Source organism: Faecalicatena sp., from assembly GCF_058819085.1.
The window spans coordinates 149,871-170,844 of the sequence record NZ_JBZUUL010000004.1; the positions used below are offsets into that span (position 1 = coordinate 149,871).

The 20,974-nt window shown below is 39.9% G+C and carries 22 protein-coding genes; all 22 read right to left on the minus strand.

Annotation, left to right across the window (positions count from 1 at the left end; all coding sequences use genetic code 11):
- Positions 1-34: 34 nt before the first annotated feature.
- The 22 genes from AC4OGX_RS02760 to AC4OGX_RS02865 all read right to left on the minus strand — a co-directional run bounded on the left by AC4OGX_RS02760 (position 35) and on the right by AC4OGX_RS02865 (position 20,952).
- The gene (locus tag AC4OGX_RS02760) at positions 35-607 is read right to left on the minus strand and encodes a DUF5028 domain-containing protein (protein WP_493328292.1); all 573 of its coding nucleotides are present in this window, start codon (positions 605-607) and stop codon (positions 35-37) included.
- Between the two features lie 4 nt (positions 608-611).
- Positions 612-1,247, minus strand: a complete 636-nt coding sequence (locus tag AC4OGX_RS02765; RefSeq protein WP_493328294.1) for an ATP-binding cassette domain-containing protein — start codon at positions 1,245-1,247, stop codon at positions 612-614.
- A 16-nt stretch (positions 1,248-1,263) separates the two neighbouring features.
- On the minus strand, positions 1,264-2,097 hold the full coding sequence (locus AC4OGX_RS02770) for a hypothetical protein (protein ID WP_493328295.1): 834 nt from the start codon (positions 2,095-2,097) through the stop codon (positions 1,264-1,266).
- 38 nt (positions 2,098-2,135) lie between these two features.
- Positions 2,136-2,939 carry a hypothetical protein gene (locus AC4OGX_RS02775; protein ID WP_493328296.1) on the minus strand — a complete coding sequence of 268 codons (804 nt, stop codon included), beginning with the start codon at positions 2,937-2,939 and terminating at the stop codon, positions 2,136-2,138.
- A gap of 36 nt (positions 2,940-2,975) precedes the next feature.
- Positions 2,976-3,728, minus strand: coding sequence for a hypothetical protein (locus AC4OGX_RS02780; RefSeq protein ID WP_493328297.1), 753 nt, complete (start codon positions 3,726-3,728; stop codon positions 2,976-2,978).
- A 53-nt stretch (positions 3,729-3,781) separates the two neighbouring features.
- Positions 3,782-4,198: a DUF2712 domain-containing protein gene (locus AC4OGX_RS02785; protein ID WP_493328298.1), complete on the minus strand. Its 417-nt coding sequence runs from the start codon at positions 4,196-4,198 to the stop codon at positions 3,782-3,784.
- 307 nt (positions 4,199-4,505) lie between these two features.
- Positions 4,506-7,601 carry a type 2 lanthipeptide synthetase LanM family protein gene (locus tag AC4OGX_RS02790; protein ID WP_493328299.1) on the minus strand — a complete coding sequence of 1,032 codons (3,096 nt, stop codon included), beginning with the start codon at positions 7,599-7,601 and terminating at the stop codon, positions 4,506-4,508.
- 152 nt (positions 7,602-7,753) lie between these two features.
- On the minus strand, positions 7,754-7,906 hold the full coding sequence (locus tag AC4OGX_RS02795) for a hypothetical protein (RefSeq protein ID WP_493328300.1): 153 nt from the start codon (positions 7,904-7,906) through the stop codon (positions 7,754-7,756).
- Between the two features lie 31 nt (positions 7,907-7,937).
- A complete protein-coding gene (locus tag AC4OGX_RS02800; protein ID WP_493328301.1) occupies positions 7,938-9,263 on the minus strand; it encodes a sensor histidine kinase in 1,326 nt (441 codons plus the stop codon).
- On the minus strand, positions 9,264-9,977 hold the full coding sequence (locus AC4OGX_RS02805; protein ID WP_493328302.1) for a LytR/AlgR family response regulator transcription factor: 714 nt from the start codon (positions 9,975-9,977) through the stop codon (positions 9,264-9,266).
- 652 nt (positions 9,978-10,629) lie between these two features.
- A complete protein-coding gene (locus AC4OGX_RS02810) occupies positions 10,630-12,027 on the minus strand; it encodes an MATE family efflux transporter (RefSeq protein ID WP_493328303.1) in 1,398 nt (465 codons plus the stop codon).
- Between the two features lie 13 nt (positions 12,028-12,040).
- A complete protein-coding gene (locus tag AC4OGX_RS02815; RefSeq protein ID WP_493328304.1) occupies positions 12,041-12,475 on the minus strand; it encodes a DUF2752 domain-containing protein in 435 nt (144 codons plus the stop codon).
- Between the two features lie 58 nt (positions 12,476-12,533).
- A complete protein-coding gene (locus AC4OGX_RS02820; RefSeq protein ID WP_493328305.1) occupies positions 12,534-13,217 on the minus strand; it encodes a CD225/dispanin family protein in 684 nt (227 codons plus the stop codon).
- 186 nt (positions 13,218-13,403) lie between these two features.
- Entirely contained in the window at positions 13,404-14,258 is an 855-nt protein-coding gene (locus AC4OGX_RS02825; protein ID WP_493328306.1) for a 4Fe-4S binding protein, read from the minus strand.
- A 33-nt stretch (positions 14,259-14,291) separates the two neighbouring features.
- Entirely contained in the window at positions 14,292-14,441 is a 150-nt protein-coding gene (locus tag AC4OGX_RS02830) for a CD1871A family CXXC motif-containing protein (protein WP_493328308.1), read from the minus strand.
- Positions 14,434-15,009 (minus strand): TlpA family protein disulfide reductase, encoded by a 576-nt coding sequence (locus AC4OGX_RS02835; protein WP_493328309.1) that lies wholly within the window; start codon positions 15,007-15,009, stop codon positions 14,434-14,436. The genes AC4OGX_RS02830 and AC4OGX_RS02835 overlap by 8 nt, the downstream gene beginning before the upstream one ends.
- A 77-nt stretch (positions 15,010-15,086) precedes the next feature.
- Entirely contained in the window at positions 15,087-17,114 is a 2,028-nt protein-coding gene (locus AC4OGX_RS02840; protein ID WP_493328310.1) for an ABC transporter permease, read from the minus strand.
- Positions 17,104-17,871, minus strand: coding sequence for an ABC transporter ATP-binding protein (locus AC4OGX_RS02845; RefSeq protein WP_493328311.1), 768 nt, complete (start codon positions 17,869-17,871; stop codon positions 17,104-17,106). Before AC4OGX_RS02845 ends, AC4OGX_RS02840 begins: the two co-directional genes overlap by 11 nt.
- On the minus strand, positions 17,828-17,989 hold the full coding sequence (locus tag AC4OGX_RS02850; protein WP_493328312.1) for a hypothetical protein: 162 nt from the start codon (positions 17,987-17,989) through the stop codon (positions 17,828-17,830). Before AC4OGX_RS02850 ends, AC4OGX_RS02845 begins: the two co-directional genes overlap by 44 nt.
- A gap of 325 nt (positions 17,990-18,314) precedes the next feature.
- Entirely contained in the window at positions 18,315-19,328 is a 1,014-nt protein-coding gene (locus tag AC4OGX_RS02855; RefSeq protein ID WP_493328314.1) for a sensor histidine kinase, read from the minus strand.
- Positions 19,325-19,990 (minus strand): response regulator transcription factor, encoded by a 666-nt coding sequence (locus tag AC4OGX_RS02860; protein WP_493328316.1) that lies wholly within the window; start codon positions 19,988-19,990, stop codon positions 19,325-19,327. The genes AC4OGX_RS02855 and AC4OGX_RS02860 overlap by 4 nt, the downstream gene beginning before the upstream one ends.
- Before the next feature lie 35 nt (positions 19,991-20,025).
- Positions 20,026-20,952: a sensor domain-containing diguanylate cyclase gene (locus AC4OGX_RS02865; protein WP_493328317.1), complete on the minus strand. Its 927-nt coding sequence runs from the start codon at positions 20,950-20,952 to the stop codon at positions 20,026-20,028.
- Positions 20,953-20,974: the final 22 nt, after the last annotated feature.

Sequence of the window (20,974 nt, forward strand, 5' to 3'; positions counted from 1 at the left end):
GGCTATCAGAGGAATAGAAAAATTTCAGGTAAACTTAAGGAGAAGTGATCATGCTCTTTTTCATGGGATATAAAGAATAGATTAATCCAAAACTTCTAGAATCTACTGATTTCCAATCAGAGTCCTTAAACATCGTTTCTACCATAGAGAATGGCAGAATAACATCAATATAATGATTATACGGTACATCTTCATGTACCATAGAAATGCCCTTATTCAGCTGCATAAACAACTCACCATCTAATCCATTTGACCATGCTCCAGACTCACAAAGGATTTTTGTAAAATTATATGTATCTTCACATTCCTGTGTTTTCTTAACACGGATATCAGCCAGAAGTATACGGATGGACTTACCTTCATATGGAGTACCATCTGCATGCCGCGCGATCACTATATTGGGTGCCAGCTTTTTTAACTCATTTCCTTCAATCAACGTTGATTTCTGTAGTGTAACTGTAAAACTCCCATCCTCAATTGCTTCTCCAATTCCAACTGTTTCATTTACAGGGTTCGGATATCTCTGTTGTAATGTTTGGTAACGATAAAAATACAGAAAAAGAAAAACACCTATTGTAATAATGGACAATGCCTTTACAAGCTTCATTCTATCACCTCTCTAAGTATACGGCGCCATTCTCTAGCTTAAAAATAACATCCGACAGGTATTCCAGTTCCTCAACATCATGACAAGCAACAACAATCAATTTTCCCTGATCCCTTAAATGAATCAATAGAGTTTTTACCAATTCTACACCTTTTTCATCCAAAGCATTCAGTGGCTCATCAAGTAAGATTAAATCAGGTGATCCCATTAGTGCACAGGCAATACCTAATCTCTGTTTCATTCCCAGAGAAAATTTTCGGTACTTTCTTTTATCATACGCATCAAGTCCCACTGCATCAATCATATTTCTAATATCTTCATCCGAAAAATGATCTTTCAGAAGACTAAGCATTTTTAAGTTTTGAAAACCAGTATATCCGTTTAGAAACGATGGATTTTCAATCAATACTCCTACTGATGGCGGAAAATCTATATCTTTTCCAAGACAAAGACCATCAATTATAACTTTTCCTTCGCTTGGTTTAATCAATCCACATAACGCTCGTAAAAGCATTGTTTTTCCCGAACCATTTTTTCCTCGCAGACCATAAATATTTCCACTTTTCAAAGAAAGCCTAATATCCTGAAGTATGACTGTCCCTTTTATTATTTTTGTTAAGTTTTGAACTTCAAGTTCCATGAATATCTTCCTCCTGTTAATCCAACTCGTTTCCCTTAACCAAAATATCCGCTTTTCTAATTAATTTGCATCCAATATAGAAAAAAAGTATGTATACGGACAAACAGGTCATTACGCCCTCCCTCAAGCCTATATTTGCTTCCGGAACAAAAAAACGGTTTCGCAGCATCATCATATAATTTCCAATTAATAGCGGATTCAGTTTGTATGCGGATACAACAATAATTGCCTCTGAAATTACATATCCATAAATTGGTTTTAAAAATATACTTATAAACGTCTGTATCATTCCCAATGTTTCTGAAACAAGGAATGGCAGAAAAACGACATTCAATAGAATTTGAGCTCTATTTCTTCCAGACGCCATAAATATAGATGTACTGTCTAAACTAAGAAAAGATATGCTTTTTTCCTGTACTAAGACAGGTATTACAAGTATTAACATTAACAAAACGTAAAACAGGAGAATATTGGAAAACACCCATGCACACTTACTAAACCACCATTTTCTCCTGGATGTATACAAAAATTCGTATTTTCCATATCCCTGCATTTCTCTTCTAGGATAACTGCCAACTAAAAACAACATTAATGTCTGAGTAAACACAATTAGCACCGGGAGTTTAAATTCCGATGTTCGTCCTTTTATATAGATAGGTACCCCTTCCCATAATTCAAAATACATATCCCAAAACTGTAGATGCTGCCCTGTTTGATACGCATGGTAGGTTAAAAGTCCAATAACAAACATCAACAGTATAGAAGTGAAGATGTATCGATATATCGTTAACTTACTTCCTATTTTAAATTCGTATGCCAACAGCCTGCATAGGGACTGTTTCTTCTTCATGCTCGTTTCCCTTTTTAACTTTCATAAGAATGATATTACTAAAGAATTTCCCATTTTTTTCCCCTATACCCATAAAAACCGCCAATGGCCGCTAATACAAGCAACTCAGCAAAAATAGCACTGGGCCGGGCCGCACATGGCTGACATGGCTGTAGAAAATAAAATGGTGCTAACATCGTATAGTCTGAAATCCAAGTAATGCTATATAGTACCATACACGCTAAAAAGGGAGTTACCATTGCAACATACATATAATTTGTCAAAAAAAAGACTGCTAAACTCAGTGTTGCCAACAATCCCCAAAATACAATATCCAAAATCAACCACACCCCCAAATACACATAAGGGTGTAAATAAAAGAGAGTTCCCAGCATTGAGGTTGCATTAATAGGATAAAAACCTGTGCACGCTTGAGGAAGCAAGGCTGGAAAAATTAATGATGTAAGTAAAAAATTAAAAATCAGTGGCAGAACTGAAAATATTCCTGTAGTAAATGCAACAATATACTTCACTCTAAAATAGTCTCTTTGTTTTGTCCTAATACAAATATTTTTAATATATCCACTTCTGATATCTTCTTGTAATGTTCCACCATAGGGAATTGCTGACAGCAGCGGGACTAGCAGAAAATAGATCGTTGGAAAAATACTGGCTGTTTCCCCACCAATCCATTTTTCAAACACAGTGAGCGGATATCCCGGAATTTTTTCATTTGTATTCCAATAAGGTAAACTTTCAAATACAAATTGCAAAGACACTATCATTAGGTTGACAGCAAAAACAATATACGTTATTTTATTTCGAAACAGCCTGTAATACTCCATTTTGAGTAATTGTTTCATCGCTATTCTCCCATCCAAACCTATTTGTTACATTATTTAATTCAACTTCACTACATATTCATTTTCCCTTGGTTCATTTGGTGCCATGAATTCAGATATAAAATAACCTAATTTCTTATCCAAAACACGGTCTGGAGTAAAAAAGCCAAGTGAAACCTCTGTGCTGACACCCTTTGGAAAGGTCTTATAGAAAATATCTTTTGAATAACTCTCTGTTTCCTGTATACCGTCAAAATAAAAAAGATATGGACCTATATCCTGATATAGTGTTAAGTCATCATTCATTGCAACAATTATAAACTGTAATGGATTCCAGCTTTGATCCTTTTCTAATGCTTTTACATCCACTTTCATCCATATGTAAGAGTAGTCATTTAAAATAGTACCCTGTGTATCGTATTCAACACCATACGCATCCAAACTGTTTTTTTCAAGTTCTCCAATTTGCCTTCCTTGAAGCTGCTTAGTGAATTCTACTGATTCCACAGTAAAATCAAATTTGTGATTCTGCTTATCCTCAAACAAAATAGTATCGCCGACGCTTTTTATGTTGTCTTGTGCAATGGCACTGTATTCCATTTCAGGATATTTCTGTGTTTGAGCTTCATCGTTCCCCCTTTGTTTTTTAGGTTCATTTTGGGTGTTGGTATCTTTTTCCGGTTTTTGATTCGTATTCTCAGACTGCTGATTCTGGTTTATTCTATCTTCCATTGCCTTACTTGAGCATGCAGTTAAAGTAAAAATAATCATGATACATATTACGCCCAAAATTCTTTTCTCCTTTTTCATCTATCTGCTCCTCTTTAATTAGGCAACACTAATTTTTAGTGTTGCCGCAAGTTTTATTCTGGTATGCTGTCTGGACTCCATTTACCATTTGCATTATAAGAGTATCCGTAATTTCTGGTGGCATAAATTCCACCCTCTCGATATCCTGATTCCCATACGCTATTTATCATAAAATATTTAGATCCGGTATTAAATTGATAAGTGTGGCCATAAGAGCAATCCACATTTGCCCCCGTCTGTGTCGATCTGGAAATCACATGTGCTGTATATGCTCTTTGAGCATACTCACAGCGCATATAACTGCTGCTGTCATCTTGTTTGGGCCTGAATGCAGTCTGGTTAGAAGCTGTATTAAACGTAAAATTATAGGGTGAGTCTGGATAGTTGTTTGCATAAACTGTTACTGATCCTAACACTGCCACTGTTAATGCACTTAGTACAATTGATGTTATCTTTATTCTTTTTCTCATGTTTACTTCACTCCTTCTATAAAGTCACTTTGTTATCCTGTTACACTTTTAGTTTTATATTTTTCTAATACAATGGAATCTCTTCTCTCTCTTTAAATTCTATCTCTACTTTTTTTGCAACATCTTGAAAGATCACTCCCCCAAATTGAATGTCTTTTGCCCATCTACAATACGGCGGGCCTGAGCTGTAATCCTATAGTTTTTGAAACTTATCTATACTGCGATACAGCCTAATTATAAAAAGTAAATCATAAGAAAAACAATATTTTGTCTTTTAATGGTATAATATGTGACTTCAAAAAGTATCTTAGTCTGCCTGTAATAACAGAAGTTTGTAAAGTATCCCTCCATATCCATTCATAAAGCCGGGATTCATTCTTTCCTGTGATAATAAATTTATACTACTTATATCCAGCCCTTTTTCATTCCGTTCAGAATAGGAAATTATTCCAAATTCTTTCATCTTCTTTCTTGCTATATCCAGTATCCACAGATTCCCTAATATGCCATGACAAAGACAATAACTATCACGTAACCAGTAGTCATTCAACTTAGCTTGTGCCCGTTTTATATCTGTTTCTATGCGCTTTTTCCACACTTCATCTTCAACCATTTCATAACAGAAGAGGCGCGAAAGTAAAATTCCCCCAGCACCATGACACCATGCAACAGAACCAATATCATCTAACTTTTCACTGTCTGTCCCGCTACGCATGTCTTTCCAGTTGTTAATTTCTGTATCATACAATGAATCTTCATATTCCCACACCTCATTGGCTAATACATGATACTGATCCTTCCCTGTATATTTCCATAAAGCAAGCACAGGCATGAGGATTCCGCTGTTCCCATGTGCAAGTCCTGACATAGGCAATTCGCTTTTTTCCACGATCCATCCTGATCCGCATAATTGTTTCTTTGACATCTGTTCCAGCCTGGCAATACAACGTTCGGCACTAAAAAGATATTTTGAGTCCTTTGCTATTTCATACAATAATATCATCACCCATGCTGCACCGGCATTACCGGATAAGAGGTCAAAACGAATATCCTCATCAATTAACTGCTCTACAATTCTGGCATGTTTTTCGGCATATTCTAAAAACTCCTTATTGCCACTTTGTCTGTAAAGTAATATATACACATATACAATAGAACTTTCTCCTTCATATGCACCTGTATTTCTGGAATCTAAACTTGTAAGAGATAAAATTCCCTGATCAGTATACATAAAAATCATATCTTTCAGTGTATTATAAATCTTAGCAATTCTTTTATCTGCATATTGTCTGTCCATTTCAAAAAAGATTAATAACATTCCAACTAAACCATCATACAAGTAATGATTCATTGGCTTTATATCCCAACTCATCATGCCAAAAGACGCAAGCTGAACTGTATACCAGCTCACTTCTGTTTTCTCCCCATTCCATACTGCATATTTCAGAATTCTATCTATGAGATCGTCTACTGTATACAGGTCACTGACTTTGTTGATCCTGTTCATGAAATTCATTTGAGATGCACGATAAATATGATTCATATATGAACTATTTTTATCAGACCTTTCGTCAGGCATCAGATCCAATGATAAATGTATATACTCAATCTGCTTTTCTAAATCAATTTTACTCAGCTCTCTTAGTTTTTTATAAATAAACTCTATCGGCTCTACTGCAAAATCATGCTGTCTAATTGGTTTTTTATTACTGAACACTTCCTTCTGCCGCAAAGCACAATAAAAATATGGGATATCCCCTGCTAACATGGCAGCTACTTCACTATCCACCAGTTCCATATCTCCCTCTTCCCTGCCACTTAACATGGCATACAGGAATATCTCCCTCTCCGCTCCATCTTTTAGCAAACTGGGATGGTAGGAACACGATAACATCATACTGTATCTCTGAGTATCTGCCATTAGTACTCTGCTTTTTATATTTTTGAAGGTTTTTAACTGACTAAAAAAATCATTTCTATTACATAAAATCTGCTGATATGCACGGGTAAATCCATTTATTATCTCTTTTTTATAAAGATGCGGATTATAAAACTCACCATCCAGGGTAGCTAAATTTTGAACAACTTTTGAAAGCAGATTCTGATACTCTATTTTCATGTCTGATGTTCTCTCATAAACAATTACCGGCACCTTAAAAGGATATTTCTGCCCGCCCGTACCACTGATTGCACTGTTATTAATTCCTTCCCCATTTTTATTCCAGTGATAAAAAGGAAGCATGCCTGTCTGCAAAACTGACTTCGACAACTGATTAATAATTTCCTGCGGAGCAGTCTTACCCTCTTTTAACTCCATGGTACTTAGCAGTACTTCTAAATCAATTAAAACGGGATATTCGCCCGAAGCAATTATGTTTTCACAGTGTAAATCTTTTGTCCCTAAAACATATGCTAAAAATAACTGGACACCTAACCGTACATAATAATCTTTCAACTGCTGCTCTGTTTTACACGAATGATACTCCACATAGGAAGACCAGCTATATGTATCTTTAGAAATAAAAGGATATATGTACTGCCTAATACCTGTTTTTCTCCCTAACCACTCCAGTAAACTATAAAACAGCTTTTCATTCTCCATTGAATGCGGTTTATATAAAACCTCGTTTGAACCATCAAACTGTAGTCTCAGAACTTGTTTTCCACCGTTATGTGTATCAGAAAAATCCCCCTTTATCCCAGTAATCTTAGCAATACTTTTTTCATCAAATAGTTTATTCTGTATTTCAATTTTGTCACTGCTAAAACGTACCAGAACATCTTCATAATATCCGACCAGTTGTTCACATTTTTGTGTAATACAGCGGTACAACACAGGATATGTATCGAATAATTCCCTGTAAAAATCTGCTTTTCCTATGTATTGCGTACAATAAAACTCATATTCTTCTCCAGATGTTTCTCCACGAAGAAGTCCCTTCTGCTTATAAAAATGCATCTGGGCAATTAAGGTTCTTGTACATATATTTTGTAATTGTCCCACTAAATGAATGCAAAAATCTTTATAGATATTCTCTGTAAAATCAATCTTTAATTTGTTTATTCTTTGACTTAATATCTCTGCATAATACTTCAATATAGTTTCATAAAAATCAACAAAGACAATTTTTTCTGTTATTGATCTTAAACACTCTAAATGTAACCCTCTTTTGTCATCACGAATAAGATAGTTAAGAAGGTCATCTGATATTAATTTCAAATTTGCTGTATACTTTACCTCGTTCAAATAACAAGTAAAATTTACATACTTGTTCAACAGAAATTTATAATTCTGTTCGCCTAATAAGCTTTTCCAATAATCAGATTTTTCTCTATTACAAATCTCACCTATACTACATTCTCTATACTTGCGTTCCGATAGGTAACTAATCTTCATATACATATGTTTTCATCCTTCTCACGGTGTTAGAATCAGATAAAGGGGCTGCTGCAAATGAATTTTCTATACTAGATATACTTACCTGGAAAGTTAATTCCATTATATCTAAAATATAAATCCATCTTGCAGCACCCCCTTTATCGTTTACCTGGAATTTAACAACAGTAAATTGTTAGTAATGTGGAGCACCCATAGGAATGAAGAGAAGATATAAGTTCTATATCATCCTTTTCTGGAATAATATTGCTTATTTCATTGACTTCCTCTAACAAATCCCCTGCAAACTTCAAATTGTTCTCATCTTTCATGTTCTTTCTCCTCCTTTTTCTATATGAAACTCTATTCTATATCAAAAAAAGAAAGCCTTACTGTAAATGTATTATTCTCAATCTGATATAAAATATCGCCTTCATAATCATCTACAATACGCTGAACACTTTTTAGTCCAAAACCATGTAATTCCTTATTCATCTTAGATGTCAAAAATCCTCTTTTACTTTCTTGCGGTCTTTCTTGAATTGTATTTGTAATCTGAACAAAGAATAAATGATTCTGTATCTCCATCTTTACGCTAATCCACCTTTCACCAGCATCAACTTTTTCGCATGCTTCAATGGCATTATCAAGTAGATTTCCAAATATTGTACATATTTCTCTATCTTTAAAAGGCAGCTTAGAAAGCGGCATAGCCTGCAGAGTAAAAACAATATTCTTTTGCTCAGAAAGCATTTTTTTCTGACTCAACATTAAGTCTATTACATAATTCCCCGTATAAATATGTGGATTAACCTTAATAAATTCTCCTTTTAATTCCTCAACATAGTCATTGAGCTTTTGATAATCTCTTCGGTTCACATATTCGCTTATAACAAGACAATGATTCTTGATATCGTGTACTAACTCCTTATTTTTTTCTAAGGCTGCGGACAATTCTTCATATTTCCTCTGCTCTAATTCTTCTTTGAAGATTAAAAAATTATACTCATTCTTAATCATTTTATTTTTCGATAATATCATTCCAATAAAACTAATAATCACAATGATGGCGCCTAGTGATAATATCCCGCCTGTTCCATTCTGTACCAACTTCCCCATAACCATAGAAGCCAGATAAATTTGGTATCCTCTAACCAGCATCACAAATATTATTCCTAATGAAAACAATATTTTTCGCAGTTCAAATATATTTTTTTTCAGGTCGCTTTTTCTCACAATAATCACTAAAACTGTTGTAATCATCCTGGAGAAGACATAAACCATTATTTTTTGAACACTTACTCCATTAAAATAAATGATTTTATCAAACTTCTCATTCAGTAAGTCCATTCCTATAAATGCAAATAAAAAATCTAAAAGGCTTACAAACGCACAATAAATAAGAACAAGGCTTACTGTTAAAAATATCTTTCTCTTTATAATTAAAAAACTAAAAAAAACTAGAAGCATCACTGCAAGAAAAAATACTGAATCTGAAAAGAACAGTATTTTACGATTTATTCCTAAAGATACCCCAATAACTATAATACTCAGCCATAAAATGACCCTGCTGCTCCTATTTATATACTTTTTCTCTATTATTAGGCCAAAAAGCATCTGATAGTAAAGCCAAACTTCGTAAAGTGATATTACAAGCAGAACAATACTTAGAACCACCTCATCATTCATTTACTTCCCCCAATAATAATTAATTTGCTTTTTCACATCAGCCAGCTTCGCTCTGCTGATTTTTACAGTATAGTTATTTTCTAAATGTATGGTATCGCCTGATAGTTTATAAATATGTTTCATATTGACTATATACCCTCGTTCTACCATTATAAAGGTCTTGCTTCTCATTTCTTGATAAACCTGTTGTAATGATATTCTTTCTCGATACTCTCTTACAGCTGTAACAAAATTCACATATTTTCCGTTTTTTGATTTATAAATATATATAATGTCCTTATAATATACTTTGACTTGCCCCTCATTCATTTTCATCATTCTGTACTGTCTGCTGTCAAGGTCAATTTTATCTATCAACTGGCGAACTACAATTGGCAGACGATATTCTATATCCTGTTTCAATATGTACTGATATGCTTCAATCATATAGCTTTGTGCAGCATATTCTGCGTAAGAAGTAATAAACACAATATACATTTCTGAATGGGCTTCACGCACTACCTTTCCTAACTCCATTCCGTTCATTCCCGACATTTGAATATCTGTAAATAGTATATCAAATAAAGCTTTATTCTTCATTTCTTCTAAGAATGACTCACCACTTGGAAACATGAGTACTTCTATGTTGTCATTTTTATTTATTATCACCTGAATCTCTTCGTATATCTTGTTCCTTAGAACTTCGTCGTCGTCAACAATAGCAATCCTGATCATAGTTCTCCCTCATCTCAACCCATGGCCTGTAATTTTACAGAGTTCGGCCACATCCTGAACGCCTGAAACATAAGAAGGTATACCCTAAGAGTATACCGTAATTCATGCCCTATGGGCGAGTCTGCGGCAAGTCACAGATTAAAGTATTATATTTATTGCATATGAGTAAACTTTCTTCATAATTCTTGCCGATTCTATACACATATTTCCCCGTTTCATGAATCGAAGTGAAAACCAATAGATTATTATGGAAACACTGGAATTTTTACTTCCACACTTTATTTAATAATATAGCATAAATATTGTCGAATTTTATCTTTTTGTCCCTAATTGGTAGATTTTTGGGCCCTAAATGGTAAAAAGGAGCTGCACCAGCCCCTTTTTAAAATACGTCTCTACCTCATTATTTTCCTAATCCATTTTCCCTGTCAGATGTCAGAATATATAAATTCAACAATTCAACCATAATCCCCAGCCCAAATCTATGATAAATCTTTCCGACTCTGACTTTTCTGATACCCACTCTCGTGTATCAAAATAACTGAATGTAGCAAACCAGTCCTGCACCATGTTGTGAAACATCACATTTACCTCAATTTCTCTAAAGCACTCATTCTGACATCCACAGATAGCTATATTCATACGACTAATTTTATTTCTTTATTCCTTGTTTCGGTTTTCTGACCTTGAATATCATATAGAGGATTCCCGTCATATCTGCCAGGAACCATCCGATCGGGATCGCCCACCAGATTCCCAGCACACCGATTGCCGGGATCGGGGCGAGCACATAGGCAAGCAATACTCTGGTACCCAGAGAGATGATTGTCAGGATCAGGGACATCTCCGGCTTATTGATTCCCCGATAGAATGCATATAATAAGAATAAAATGCCGATTCCACAGTAAAATGCGCCTTCTACACGCAGATATCCGGCTCCGATCCTGATGATCTCCGTTTCTGACGGTGATACGAACAAAAGCATCAGCTTCTCCGCCAGCCCGAATACGGCCACGGATATAAAAATACAGAATATCATGGACACACTCAGTGCCCGTTTGATCCCTATATGTACACGATCTTCTTTTCCTGCACCAAAATTCTGGGAAACATAAAGAGAAAATGCGTTGCCAAACTCCTGTGCCGGCATATAGGCGAAGGAGTCGATCTTCACGGCAGCGGTAAATGCAGCCATAACTGCGACCCCAAAGCTGTTTACCAGGCCCTGGACCACAAGAATTCCAAAGTTCATAACAGACTGCTGGATAGATGCTGCGAAGGAAAATCTTGCAACCTCGCCAAAGGATTCCTTCGTCAAAGACCGCAATTCTCTTTGCTGACACTCTTCTGTCAACATCTTTCTGCTCCATGCCCCCGGCAGAAGTGCTTCTTTTAACCGAGGCTCTTTCACCCAGGCATAAATTAAGATCCCCACACCTGAGATTCCCTGAGAAATCACGGTAGCCGCGGCTGCTCCGCCGATCCCCCAATGAAAAACAATAACAAAGAGGAGATCCAGAACAACATTCAGGATCGATGTTGCCCCCAGAAAAAGCAGAGGGATAACCGAATTTCCCAACGACCGCAGAAAGTATGAGAAAAAATTATAAAGAAATACAAACGCGATCCCTGCAAATATGATCAATATATATAAACGCATCATTTCCATGAGCTCTTTTGGAATACGAAGAAGCCATAAGATCTGATCTATCAGTAGAAAAGACAGCACATTGACGAAAACTGTGATCCCGCCAATCATAAAAAAAGCTGCCCGGATACAGCCCTGCATTTTCAATATGTCCTTTTTTCCAAAATAGAATGAGAACAGCGAACCGCTGCCCATACACAGCCCGATCAGGATCGATGTTATAAAACTCATCAGGCTGTAGGCAGTACCTACCGCTGCCATAGCAGATGCACCTATAAACTTACCTACGATCAAGGTATCAGCGATGTTGTAAAACTGCTGCAAAAGGTTGCCGGCGATCATTGGCCCGGCAAATAACAGCATTGTTTTTGTGACATTTCCTGTCGTCAAGTCTTTCGTCATGATAGTCTGTTCCTCACAACTGGCATGGTGCTAACAGGTAAAATGGAAAATATGGTATGTTACGCACAACTCCATATACTATAATCACTACCAAAAGCCAGTATAAATATTTGTCCGGGATATGCCTGTCAACATGGTTACCTCCCGTGATCAGCCAGTCCAGGCATCTTGCGCTAAAATAAACTGCCAGAAACAGCAGTACAAAGATCATCAGCGGATTATATCGAAATGCCTGGTAAAACTGTCCGTGTAAAATCGAATAACTGGCGCGCCCTGCCCCACAGCCCGGACAGTACCACCCGGTCAGCTCATAAAAGATACACGGGATAAATGGGACCTCCACAGGATTGTGACCGTAGAGATATAGCGCACCCAGCAAAAAGAGGACGGCAATACCCGAAAGTATTGCTGCCCTTAAGATCCAATATTTTCTTAGATACTGTCTCATCTGCCGAATCAGATCAAACCACTTCCTGTCCTGTCAAATTATCTGTACATCTGATATCTTAATAGTAATAGTAGGAGTAATTACTGATTAAAATTATCACAAACCAAATCACGCTAAATAAGATCCCTAATACCGCTGCGAGGATCGAAAACAGCTTCGCTTTCTTTGCACAATCCCTGGCTTCGTCATAATGTCCCTGCAGCTGTGCAGCATTGATCTTGCTTGCAAATATGATAGCCGGTATTCCCAGAGGGATACAGCAGCAGATCGTAGTCAGGATCGCAAATACCAGATACGGAGTAGTGTTGATCATCTCCGCCGGGTTCTGGTATGTATTCCCGTACTGATCATAATGACCGGGCTGACTGTAATTTCCTGACTGGTTATAATTTCCTGACTGCGTATAGTTACCTGACTGATTCTGTTCACCAGGCTGCCCATAGCCCGATGACTGATTCTGTTCACCAGGCTGTTCATAGTAATAGGACGAGGTTTCCTTCTCTGCAGGTGCTTTCTGTTCTTCCACCTGCACATGCTGCTGTGGTTCTCCTAACTGTTCAGGAGCCTCAACAAGTGGATCCTGGGCTGTATTCCCCTGAGCCCCTGCATCCAGCGGTGCCGTCTCCTTCTGTACCTCATTCTGCAAGATCTCCTCCTGCGGCGCCGGATCCTGTGGCGTCCCACAGTTCGGACAAAACTTTACATTGTCATCAATAATCTGGTTACAATTCCTGCAAATCATAAGCTTTCCCTCACTCTTTCTATAAAATAATCCGCCACACTATTGTATGTAGGAGAAATATACACATTACACTGCTTCTACTCGAAAGTGATCCACAATACAGACCGGATTTCCCTCCCTTTGTAGTGTAAAACGAGATTTATGTATAGTTATCATACCATAAACTTTAGGGGCATGAAAGAGTTTTCAACATTTAAATGTACTTGAAAGTGAATGGTTTTTACAGGATTTAAGACACTTTCCACAGCGGATACATTCCATACTGTTGGGCGTCTCATGAACAGGAAGGTCCATCGGGCAGGCTTTCTGGCACGCCCTGCAGCCTGTGCATTTTTCCTGATCCACCTCAAATCTATATAACGCGATCGGGTTAAACAAACTGTAAGCCGCGCCCAGCGGGCAGAGATAACGGCAGAACGGGCGGTAGATCTTGATGGATAATACGACGATCACAATAAATACCAGTACCTTCCAGCTGAACAAAAATCCCAGAGAAGCTCTCAGCGTCGGATTTAAGATCGTCAGCGGGATTCCTCCGAATAAAGTTCCTGCCGGGCAGATCAGCTTGCAGAACCATGGCGTTCCTCCTCCGGCAACATTTACGATCGTCAGGGGAAGGATGATCACGAAAACAATAAGAACCACGTATTTCAGATATCTTAAGTACTTGTCTCCGGGAACCTTTCTGATCTTATGTACTCCCGGGATCCTGTGCAGCAGGTCCTGCACCAGCCCGAAGGGACAGAGCCAGCCGCAGACAAACCGTCCGAAGAACGCTCCCACTGCCATTAAAAATCCAATGATATAGAAGGAAAATCTGTACTGGCTGCTGTTCAATACCGCCTGCAGCGAGCCGATGGGGCAGGCTCCCACAGCCCCCGGGCAGGAGTAACAGTTCAGTCCCGGCACACAGAACTTTTTCCCGGTTCCTCTATAAATAGTACCCTGCAGATAGCCATTAATATACCCATTTGTGAGAGCGGTAAAGCAGATTTGAACAACTAACCTGATATTTGTTCTTAACTTATTGATCAGTTCCATTTTCTATCCTCTCTGAAATCTTCCAAATTCCTTTTATCCTATTCCGATACATTCCAGGCAGATGGCCGCCGCCTTCGTAAATACGGTCCCGATCTCGTCCCGGTATACACCCATGGCAATGAATGCGATACCAACAGCCAGCACAATGAGTCCTGTGTAGTTTTTCTTAATAAAATCATTCACTTTTTAGTTCCTCCAATTTATCATCAATGGTTCTTTTCCAGCCGGCCTTATCATTGGATCCCTCAACAGGATCGCCGACAAGGTTGCCGTCTTTATCCACAAAATATGTTGTCGGGAATGATAATTGGTTACTTAAAACGGTATTTGCAAGATCTTCGGAAACAAGAAGCTGCTGATAGGTAACTCCCGTCTCTTTCAGGACTTTTTCTGCCTTTTTTCTTTCCTCATCAGACAGGCCTGGCTTGATCACTCCCTGGGTTTCAATGACCATCCCCTTGATTGCCACTTTCTTACCTTCATCCTTCAGCTCCTGATTCAATTCCTCCAGCTCCGGCAGCTCTCCCACACACGGGCCGCACCATGTGGCCCATGTGTTGATCATGGTCAGATCATAATCCTTGAATATGTCTGCATTCACCTCTTTTTGTTCCATATCTACCGTCTCCAATGTTGCAAAACCTGACTTTGCACTGCCTGCATCTTCAGCCGGTTCTGCTTTTTTCCCACATCCTGCCACTGCTCCTAAAACCATTGCTATCATAATGCCGATCACGCCTGCTCTTTTCATCTGTATTTCCTCCTGTTTTTCATTTATTTTTCCTGTACATTTTTCATAGGTTACCTTTTATAGATCTTTTCCTGCTCCTAAAGCTTTAATATCCGTTTACTTCCTGAGTATGTGGTCACGAAGTAAATGCAGTACAGCACCACTGCCAGGCCTGACGCAAGCAGGATATTCCCTGCGATATCCGCCCCGCTCAGATACGGGATGATCCGGTAAACGCCTGCCATAATGAAGCCTGAATGGAGCGCTGCGACCATGAACGGCAGTCCGAAGTAGAATAGCATTTGTGTCATCAGGGATTTCTTCATCGCCTGCTCCCCGGCGCCCATCTTTCTGAGCAGATCATATCTCTTCTTGTTGTCGGCTGACTGGGTCAGCTGCTGGAGTGCAAGTACCGCACCCGCTGTTACAAGAAACGTGATCCCAAGATATCCGCCAATATAAGTAGAGATCAGTTTATTTGAAAGGATCTCCACCTGGATATCCTCCTGCCCGAAATAGGAGAATTCATTTACCTTCCTCATATCATGAAGCAGTGCCGAATAAGCATCCTTCCCATCCTTGTTATATTGGGCATTCATTACCTTCATACTGGGTTCCTGCCCGGCGGTCACACTCTGCGGCACGACAATCGTCCCAATATCCCCTAAAAAGTTGCTGTTATATAATGTTGCGGTATAGATCCCGCCTTCCTTTAAGTTTAGAATACTATTTCCTATCTCTAACGTAGTCTGTGCCTGCTTTTCATAATCTTTCAGCACGTCTTTTGCCTCTGGTTCATTATAAGAGACCGCATATTCGCCTTCCCCTAATGAAATCGGCTTTTGTCCCATAAACTCACGAATCCTGTTATAATCCTCCAGGCCAATATACCTGATATTACCTTCTCTATATAATTTCTCCACTTTCTTGTTTCCCTGAGAGCTTTGTCCGAACACATCCTCAACTTTCAGGTTTTTCTGCTCATAAAAATCAATTTCCTCTGATTTTCCCAGATAACCGGTAATCTTTGCATGACCGGCCTCCAGCTGGTCTCTGATGCCGTACTGCTCCACCCCGGCGTCATCGCCTCCCAGTCCGTCAAAATAATACTGCACAGTCAGATCATAGGGCGCTGCTTTCCCGGTCAGGCTCATTGAACTCTGCCCCAGTCCCATGCCGATTCCCATGATGGATACAGAAAGGTACATCAGGATACATACGACTGCAACCGAGAATCCCGTGCTTTTCATACGGCTTCCAAGCTGATTTACAACAAACAGATTCAGCCCCTTGTAATAGAACTTCTTCCTTTTCTTAAGATATCTGACCAGTAATCCGGCAACAGAAAAGAACAATAGGATCGTTCCGATACCGATCAGTGTACTTCCGCCTCCAAATATCAGGAATACGTCAGTGCTGATCTTGAAATAGATCAACAGGTATCCGGCTATCATACAGATAATCGCCAGAATTCCTTTGAGGAGTGCACTTTTCTTCTCTGATGGTACTTCTTCATTTTTACGGTCTGCATAAAGAAGGTCGATCAGCTTCATCTTTTTCATTTCCCTCACATTGAAAATGTGAACGAATAAGAAGACTAATCCGAAGAATAGTACGGATGCAGCCACGGCCTCCGGTGAAAAAATGAAGGAATAACCAGCCAGTCCGACTCCGGCGATCTTGGCGGTGATCATGGTCAGCCCCTGGGATGCAAACACTCCCAGAATAATCCCTGCGAGCAGAGAAAATCCACCGATCAAAACGGTTTCCTTCATCAAGATCCTGCTGACATCCTTTCTTTCCATCCCTAAGACAAAATAAATCCCAAACTCTTTTTTCCTGCGTTTCATCAAAAATCTATTTGCATATACGACCAGAAATCCGATGATCCCGCAGACAAGAACGGACACACCTGCCATCGCCCCCTGGGCTGCCGTGAGATAATTCATAGTATCGGGAAGCCCAAATGCCGCGAACTGTGCCCCGACCGAGTTAAATGTATAGAAAAGACAGACTGCAAATGTCAGTGTGAAAAAATAGATGAAGTAATCCTTTGCACTCTTCTTCACATTCTTGGACGCAAGCTGATGAAACACTTTTTTCGAAATCCTGCGTTTAAACAGCATGACCCTTGTCACCTCCTAATAAAGAAACCACCTGCATGATCCTGTCAAAAAATTCCTTACGTGTATCTGCACCTCTTACCAACTCGCTGAATATTTTTCCATCCTTCACAAAAAGGATCCTTCTGCAGTGGCTGGCTGTAAACGCATCATGCGTAACCATCAGGATCGTGGCATGCATCTTCGTGTTCAGCATTCCCATTGTTTCCAGAAACATCCCTGCTGATTTAGAGTCCAAAGCTCCCGTCGGCTCATCTGCCAGGATCAGTGAGGGTTTGGTAACGATCGCCCTTGCACAGGCAATTCTCTGTCTCTGCCCTCCGGACATCTCATAAGGATACTTATCAATGATCTCCTCGACTCCCAGCGCATTTGCAACCGCATTTACCCTTTTGTCGATCACCCTCGGCTTCTCCCCTATGATCGAAAGCGCCAGTGCAATATTATCACGGCCTGTCAGTGTATCCAGAAGGTTAAAATCCTGGAAAATAAATCCCAGCTGCTCCCTTCTAAACTTTGCCAATGCCTTTTCTTTCATATCCGTCACATCGGCACCGTTGATATAGATATGCCCGGCCGTCACATGGTCGATCGTGGAAATACAATTTAGAAGCGTCGTCTTTCCACTTCCTGATGCTCCCATGATCCCGATGTATTCTCCCTCTTCCACCTCAAAATTAATATGATTCACAGCCTTTGTAATGCTGCCCTTTGTCTTATAAAACTTCTCCAGATTTTCTACTCTTAGAACAGTTCTCATCCTGCCCGCTCTCCTTTCCTATCTCCATTACGTTGTATTTTATTTCAGATTTTTTTGTTTCTCTGTCTAATCTGTGTTTTTTCTGCCTTATCTCCTGCTGATGAACTAAGTCTACCATCCCGGAGATGAAGTTACCACGCATTTAGCTGACAGAAACATTACAATGCTGTAATATTTCTATAACTTTAAGCTGGATTCACACGAGGTTATGACTGCAAATAAAATGCACATCCCCGGATCAGGACTCCCTATGAAACGTTGGAAAGCACGCTTGAGAGAACATTCTATTGTCAAGAAAAAAAGTCAGGAAACTCTCCATTTAAAGAAGATTTCCTGACTCACCTCTATACTAAACTACACAATTATTTTTAATGACTGGTGTACTTTAGTATAAGTATATCCATTTTTAAGAAACAAATCAACAAATACTACCATACGAAATTTTAAACCGTATCTCCTTCACAGGCCTTTAGCCGCAGTGAAAGTTTTGTCCCTTCCCCCTGAACGGAACTGATCTCCAACGGCACCTGCATCTTTTCACACAGATTCTTACACAGATACAGCCCCATTCCGGTAGATTTCTTATAAATCCGTCCGTTCTCACCGGTAAAGCCTTTTCGGAACACCCGGGACAGATCTCCTTTAGGTATCCCGATCCCGTTATCAGAAACGGTCAGAATGATGCTTCTTTCTTCCTCCACTGCCCTAAACTCTACATATGGCTTCTTCCTGGAGTCACTGTATTTTACAGAATTCATAACCATCTGACTCAAGATAAATTCCATCCACTTCGGATCAGTCAGGACTTCATGCTCCAGGTTCTCCAATTTCGGCATGACGCCTGCCCCCACCATCATCTTGGAATTCTTACGGATCACCTCTGTCACCAGTTTTTTGAGGCTGACAGGCTGTATGATATAATCCGATTCCAGACTTCCGCTTTTCGTATAGTAAAGCATCTGTTCCACATATGCCTCGATCTTGCGAGTCTCTTCCCCCAGACTGGATGTGACCGGGTTCCGGTTATTTTCCACGATCAGCTCCTGCACGGCGATCGGAGTCTTGATCTCATGTGCCCATGTCTGGACGTACTCTTTGTAATCCATCATCTCCTGCTGCTGTGCGGCGATCACGTCATTTAAATACTTTCCGCTCTGCCTGATGATCTGGTACATTAATTTTCCATCATAAAAACAAGGCGGCTCTATCACCTCACAGAGATAAGACTTTTCTTCCAGCTCGTTCCACGTCTCCAACAGCTCGTCATAGTACTGTTTTTTCCTTGCACAGTCATAAATAAAGATCACCAGGACCCCGAATACAAAAATGACCTCCACCACAGCAGCCGCAGGGATCTCCACCTCCATAAAGATAAGAAACACTGCGGTGAGGATGCAGGTCATGACTGCAATGCAGATAGATACCCACTTGTCTTTGATATATTCACCGATACTCATACCATATACCCCATTCCACGCTTTGTCACAAGATAGTCTTCAAGTCCCAGTTCAGACAGCTTCCTGCGCAGACGGTTGATGTTCACATTCAGCGTACTTTCCTCCACGAACTCCTCCATCTCCCACAGCTGGCAGATGATATCATTCCGGGAAATAATGCTGCCCGCATTCTCCATTAAAAGCTTTAGGATGCCAAGCTCGTTTTTCGTCAGATCCGCCTCTTTTCCCTGGCAGGATATCCGTCCTTTCAGGATATCCAGCGTCAGACCTTTGTGGGACAGCACCATACTCTGCTTCCTTCCATATGTGCGGTGGAGCACCGTTGCGATATGGGCCTGAAGGATATGCATGTTATAAGGCTTCGTGATAAAGTCATCTGCACCAGAATTGAGGCTCATCAGCTCATCCATATCACTGTTGGAGCTTGTTACCACAATGATCGGGACATCCAGGCTCTTTCTCACCTCACGGCAGATATAAAACCCATCCTGCACCGGAAGATTCAGATCCAGCAGGACCAGATCCGGAGCCAGGGCTTTAATCTGTCCTGCCACGTCCTCAAAATCTTCGATCAGAATACAGGAATATCCTTTCTTTTCAAGGGCCATGCAAAGCTCTTCCCTCATTTTTTCCTCGTCTTCTACGATTAATATCCTCTCCATTGTATCCTCCATCCTCCCCGTTATATTCTCCCCGTTTATGAGTCAGGCTTTGATTTCTCTATCTCCGAGTAAAACATGAATCTCTCCTTCTGGATCTTGGCCTGGTACAATGCCATATCCGCCTTCTTGAATAGCTCCTGAAAACTTTTTCCGTCCTGCGGATACAGGGAAACGCCAACACTATTCGTACAGGCAGCACCTTCGATCATTAAGTATGTCATGTCTTTCAGCCTTTTACGCAGGCCCTTGGTACCGTCGATCTCCCTGACTAATATGATGAACTCGTCGCCTCCGAACCTGCCTGCGATATCCTCTCTTCTGAACACATTTTTAATATGCCGTGCTACTCCCAGGATAATCTTATCTCCCTCATGATGGCCATAGGTGTCATTAAACTTCTTGAAATTATCGATATCCATCACGATCAAAGCATGCTGATGCTCTCTTTCCTCCTGCAGGACATGATCGATCAGCGTGATGCTATGATTTTTGTTGTAAAGCCCCGTAAAACTATCCCTGACTGCAGCCTGCTCCAAGCTGTCTGTCCTTTCCTTCTCATCGCTGATGTCAGTTACCACCCCGATCATACGCGACGGCACCCCATTCTCCAGGATGGGAGTCATATGCAGCCTGCACCAGATAAACTTTGAATCCCCGACTTTCATGCGGGCCTCATAGGTGGTGGGCTCTCCGTTCAATATACGTCTAAAGGCCATGGCGATCACCTCTTCATCGTCCGGATGTGAAAAATAGGCACTCACGGCCAGGCGGTACGCCTCCGCATCCAGCATACTGTAAGGCCTGACAGCATTTAAAATGGTCTCGTCTGAGACTCCGAATATAGCCTCTGCATTTTCAAAAAAGGTATATAGCTGCCTGATCAGGTCCACCTCAAAAATACAGATCTTGGCAGACGTCAATGCGATGTGAAGCCGTTCCTTGTATTGTTTTAATTCATCCATTTCATCCATTCCCCTTGTAAAA

What these genes read in the sequence shown, in the direction of transcription:
- AC4OGX_RS02760 (WP_493328292.1), bottom strand. Translation starts at nt 607, where the DNA reads ATGAAGCTTGTAAAGGCATTGTCCATTATTACAATAGGTGTTTTTCTT.
- AC4OGX_RS02845 (WP_493328311.1), bottom strand. Translation starts at nt 17,871, where the DNA reads ATGAGAACTGTTCTAAGAGTAGAAAATCTGGAGAAGTTTTATAAGACA.
- AC4OGX_RS02780 (WP_493328297.1), bottom strand. Translation starts at nt 3,728, where the DNA reads ATGAAAAAGGAGAAAAGAATTTTGGGCGTAATATGTATCATGATTATT.
- AC4OGX_RS02865 (WP_493328317.1), bottom strand. Translation starts at nt 20,952, where the DNA reads ATGGATGAATTAAAACAATACAAGGAACGGCTTCACATCGCATTGACG.
- AC4OGX_RS02850 (WP_493328312.1), bottom strand. Translation starts at nt 17,989, where the DNA reads ATGGTAGACTTAGTTCATCAGCAGGAGATAAGGCAGAAAAAACACAGA.
- AC4OGX_RS02810 (WP_493328303.1), bottom strand. Translation starts at nt 12,027, where the DNA reads ATGACGAAAGACTTGACGACAGGAAATGTCACAAAAACAATGCTGTTA.
- AC4OGX_RS02825 (WP_493328306.1), bottom strand. Translation starts at nt 14,258, where the DNA reads ATGGAACTGATCAATAAGTTAAGAACAAATATCAGGTTAGTTGTTCAA.
- AC4OGX_RS02795 (WP_493328300.1), bottom strand. Translation starts at nt 7,906, where the DNA reads ATGAAAGATGAGAACAATTTGAAGTTTGCAGGGGATTTGTTAGAGGAA.
- AC4OGX_RS02770 (WP_493328295.1), bottom strand. Translation starts at nt 2,097, where the DNA reads ATGAAGAAGAAACAGTCCCTATGCAGGCTGTTGGCATACGAATTTAAA.
- AC4OGX_RS02775 (WP_493328296.1), bottom strand. Translation starts at nt 2,939, where the DNA reads ATGAAACAATTACTCAAAATGGAGTATTACAGGCTGTTTCGAAATAAA.
- AC4OGX_RS02805 (WP_493328302.1), bottom strand. Translation starts at nt 9,977, where the DNA reads ATGATCAGGATTGCTATTGTTGACGACGACGAAGTTCTAAGGAACAAG.
- AC4OGX_RS02840 (WP_493328310.1), bottom strand. Translation starts at nt 17,114, where the DNA reads ATGCTGTTTAAACGCAGGATTTCGAAAAAAGTGTTTCATCAGCTTGCG.
- AC4OGX_RS02835 (WP_493328309.1), bottom strand. Translation starts at nt 15,009, where the DNA reads ATGAAAAGAGCAGGCGTGATCGGCATTATGATAGCAATGGTTTTAGGA.
- AC4OGX_RS02820 (WP_493328305.1), bottom strand. Translation starts at nt 13,217, where the DNA reads ATGATTTGCAGGAATTGTAACCAGATTATTGATGACAATGTAAAGTTT.
- AC4OGX_RS02785 (WP_493328298.1), bottom strand. Translation starts at nt 4,198, where the DNA reads ATGAGAAAAAGAATAAAGATAACATCAATTGTACTAAGTGCATTAACA.
- AC4OGX_RS02790 (WP_493328299.1), bottom strand. Translation starts at nt 7,601, where the DNA reads ATGTATATGAAGATTAGTTACCTATCGGAACGCAAGTATAGAGAATGT.
- AC4OGX_RS02765 (WP_493328294.1), bottom strand. Translation starts at nt 1,247, where the DNA reads ATGGAACTTGAAGTTCAAAACTTAACAAAAATAATAAAAGGGACAGTC.
- AC4OGX_RS02815 (WP_493328304.1), bottom strand. Translation starts at nt 12,475, where the DNA reads ATGAGACAGTATCTAAGAAAATATTGGATCTTAAGGGCAGCAATACTT.
- AC4OGX_RS02800 (WP_493328301.1), bottom strand. Translation starts at nt 9,263, where the DNA reads ATGAATGATGAGGTGGTTCTAAGTATTGTTCTGCTTGTAATATCACTT.
- AC4OGX_RS02855 (WP_493328314.1), bottom strand. Translation starts at nt 19,328, where the DNA reads ATGAGTATCGGTGAATATATCAAAGACAAGTGGGTATCTATCTGCATT.
- AC4OGX_RS02860 (WP_493328316.1), bottom strand. Translation starts at nt 19,990, where the DNA reads ATGGAGAGGATATTAATCGTAGAAGACGAGGAAAAAATGAGGGAAGAG.